This is a genomic window from Candidatus Electronema sp. TJ (genome assembly GCF_048287355.1).
In the GTDB taxonomy this organism is placed as follows: domain Bacteria; phylum Desulfobacterota; class Desulfobulbia; order Desulfobulbales; family Desulfobulbaceae; genus Electronema.
This window is the reverse complement of record NZ_JBLWEP010000052.1, coordinates 2,893-4,696: the sequence shown is the minus strand read 5'-3', so window position 1 is coordinate 4,696 and position 1,804 is coordinate 2,893. Positions and strand designations below refer to the sequence as shown.

Here is a 1,804-nt window from a genome sequence, read left to right as displayed (position 1 = left end):
TATCCCGCAGGCCGTGGCGTGATGCGGCGCGGAGGGAGTTTGGAGGAGTGCTTTGTCCTGCTTCGCGAGCCGCACTGCAAAGGCTTTGCCGAGGAGCAGGCACAGACTGCGCCGGAGTACTTCACCGCGCAAGGGCTGGACGAATACAGCCGGAGCAACGACCAGCTCCTCCGCCTGCACCAGCATCCCCGCATCCAGGCTGGGTTCAGGCTGACGCAGGCGCAGCTGGATCAGTACATCATGGCTCTCTACAACGTGGATCTCTTTCGGCAGGAGATGGCGGACGGCAGAATCAAGATGCAGCGTCCGCTGACGGCCTTGGAGCTGCGGGCCTTGGCTGGAGATGACGAGGAGCTGCTGCTGCTCGGCCAGCGCTGGCTGTTGCAGGAATATTTCAGCGAGGTCAGCCGATGAAGGAGACCGCTCCTGCGCTGCTGGCCGAGCTGCGCCAGATCAGCGGGCGGCATTGCTTGCAGGAAGGCGGCCCGCACGGGCCTGACCACAGCGAGCGCGTGCTCCAGAACGCCTTGGCCATAGGCCGGGAGCTGGGGGCGCGCCTCGACATACTCGCTCCGGCAGCCTTGCTCCACGACATAGGCCGACGTGCGGAAAGCCGCAGCAAGGGCCAAGTCTGTCATGCGGAGACCGGCGCGGACTTGGCCGCCTCCATACTGCGCAGGCTGGGCTACAGTGAGGACGACCAAGCGGCCATCTGCCACTGCATCCGCGCCCACCGCTTCCGTGGCCGCACCGAGCCGGAGAGCTTGGAGGCCAAGATTCTCTTTGATGCGGACAAGCTCGACTCCATCGGCGCGGTCGGCATTGGCCGGGCCTTTCTCTTTGCCGGGCAGATCGGAGCGCGGCTGCACAATGCCGAGCTGGATCATGAGACCACAGCCGCCTACTCCGGCGAAGACACGGCCTATCGGGAGTTTCAGGTGAAGATGTCCAGAGTGCGCGGCCAGCTCCTCACGCAGCCCGGACGCGCGGCGGCACGGCGGCGGCACGAGTTCATGGAGAGCTTTTTTGCCGAGCTGAATCTGGAAATCTACGGCGGCCTTGTCCTGCCTGAGACAGCGGCGGCGGAGAAGAAATGAACGGCCGCCTTTCGCCGCTGCCCAGCCTGAACACCCGCCCGGCGCAGTTGCAACGCCTCGTTCGACGCTTTTTCAAAACCTCGAGCGAGCGAACCAAATTCCCTCGAGCGAGCGAACCAAATTCCCTCGAGCGAGCGAACAAGCTTTCCTCGAGCGAGCGAACAAGCTTCCTTCGAGCGAGCGAACCAGCTTCCTTCGAGCGAGCGAATCAGATTCCCTCGCTCGAGCAATTTTTAAAACCTCGCCCGAGCAATTCTGAAAACCTCGCCCGAGCAATTCTGAAAAGCTCGGGCGACAATTTTTCAGCTCCTCGCCGCAGCCTTCCCTGCTCCGCCGCTTCTGCCCTATCTGACCAGCAGCGCGGCCAGCAGCTTGTTTCCTCCGCGCCACCTTTGCCAGATCATGCTCAAATCAGTTGTCTTTGACTGCGACGGAGTGCTGTTTGACTCCCGCGAGGCCAACCGGGTCTACTACAACGACCTGCTCGCTCATTTCGGCTGCCCGCTGATGGACGAAGCGGAGATTGAATATGTCCACATGCACAATGTGACAGACTCCATCCGCCACATCTTCCGCCAGCACAGCCATGTTGCGCTGGAGGCGGTCACGGCCCATGCCAGGGCACTTGATTACACGCCCTACCTGCGGCACATGCTGATTGCCCCGGACTTGAAAGACTTCCTGCGGATCATCGCCCCTCGCTGCCG

At 62.5% G+C, this 1,804-nt stretch carries 3 protein-coding genes and 1 pseudogene; all 4 read left to right on the top strand.

The features are described 5' to 3' along the window. Positions 1-414, top strand: a pseudogene (locus tag ACNKID_RS05650) (hypothetical protein); the annotation flags it as partial. Next, entirely contained in the window at positions 411-1,097 is a 687-nt protein-coding gene (locus tag ACNKID_RS05645) for an HD domain-containing protein (RefSeq protein ID WP_417912460.1), read from the top strand. The pseudogene ACNKID_RS05650 and the gene ACNKID_RS05645, both read left to right, overlap by 4 nt. Beyond that, positions 1,094-1,522 carry a hypothetical protein gene (locus tag ACNKID_RS05640; RefSeq protein WP_417912459.1) on the top strand — a complete coding sequence of 143 codons (429 nt, stop codon included), beginning with the start codon at positions 1,094-1,096 and terminating at the stop codon, positions 1,520-1,522. The genes ACNKID_RS05645 and ACNKID_RS05640 overlap by 4 nt, the downstream gene beginning before the upstream one ends. Continuing rightward, the coding region (locus tag ACNKID_RS05635; protein ID WP_417912458.1) for an HAD family hydrolase at positions 1,500-1,804 on the top strand (305 nt) is incomplete at its 3' end. The genes ACNKID_RS05640 and ACNKID_RS05635, both read left to right, overlap by 23 nt.

What these genes read in the sequence shown, in the direction of transcription:
- ACNKID_RS05640 (WP_417912459.1), top strand. Translation starts at nt 1,094, where the DNA reads ATGAACGGCCGCCTTTCGCCGCTGCCCAGCCTGAACACCCGCCCGGCG.
- ACNKID_RS05645 (WP_417912460.1), top strand. Translation starts at nt 411, where the DNA reads ATGAAGGAGACCGCTCCTGCGCTGCTGGCCGAGCTGCGCCAGATCAGC.